Origin of the sequence: uncultured Paracoccus sp., assembly GCF_947487305.1 — a bacterium.
GTDB lineage: Bacteria > Pseudomonadota > Alphaproteobacteria > Rhodobacterales > Rhodobacteraceae > Paracoccus.
In genome coordinates this window covers 1-898 of the sequence record NZ_CANKWH010000071.1, presented here as the reverse complement: position 1 = coordinate 898, position 898 = coordinate 1, and the positions used below count along the sequence as shown (strand labels likewise).

The 898-nt window shown below is 54.1% G+C and carries 2 protein-coding genes; both read right to left on the bottom strand.

Features of this window, described 5'->3' with window-relative positions; all coding sequences use genetic code 11:
• Positions 1-97: 97 nt before the first annotated feature.
• Positions 98-610, bottom strand: coding sequence for a hypothetical protein (locus Q1A36_RS21295; protein WP_299848177.1), 513 nt, complete (start codon positions 608-610; stop codon positions 98-100).
• A 13-nt stretch (positions 611-623) separates the two neighbouring features.
• Positions 624-806, bottom strand: coding sequence for a hypothetical protein (locus Q1A36_RS21290; RefSeq protein WP_299848176.1), 183 nt, complete (start codon positions 804-806; stop codon positions 624-626).
• Positions 807-898 lie beyond the last annotated feature (92 nt).

Here is an 898-nt window from a genome sequence, read left to right as displayed (position 1 = left end):
GGGGAAAGGTTCACATGGCTCAATTCTCAGTGGAAATTACCCGCCTATCCGGCTCACTTCTGGGTGGAAATCAACAGTCCAAGAGTTCGGGAGTAGCTTACGCTTCCTTAAAATCTCTCACTGGAAACATCCGTTCGTCGCCAGTAAGGCCGAAGCCAACTAGTATGTCGTGTCGACGCCCCGCAGCTATTTTCGCGGCTTGGATCGCGGCTGCGGCCCCCAAGTGCCGAACTGCAGTGGCGATCATTCGGCAATCGATGCCATGGGACTCCAAAGCTCGCTCACGTGCGGCGGACAAAGCAGCGAGTTGGTCGTCGAAGGCTACGCCCACACGCATCAGATCCGGCGGTGAAAGCATGAACTCGACGTAGGTCGTGCCCAGTTGTGCGGATCGGAAAAGATAGTCGTAGGCAACCTCCTCGAGGTCTTGCGCGGTAACGATGACCGATGCGATATGGTCATATGCCCGCAGGAAGGAGGTAAAATCGTGCCACCCATATCCTTTCGCAGCCCACAGGGCAGCGTTGAGGCTCATCGAATTCCTTTCAGCAAGTTTACAGGCCATCGTCGGAGTGAGTGTGCCACGCAGGTGCACATGTAAATCAATCATCGACAGGTTCTTTTCAAGTATTTAGCGTTGGCAGGCGGTTGTCGGTGCGATCGCGTTCGGAGTTGTACATGCGCATCAGATTTCTATCCAGGAACGAACACAAGATCGCCGAGGCGTCCACTATATTACAATCGGTGGGCGTGGTGTTGATTTCCACCCAGAACTGACCCGGGTTTTCCATCGAGAATTGACCCACCTTGAGATTATGTTGGTCGGGTCATGACCGGGTCAAGACATCAGAGGTCTCCTTCTTTTTTCTGGTCGCAGCAGCCGAGCTTGCCTTGAAGC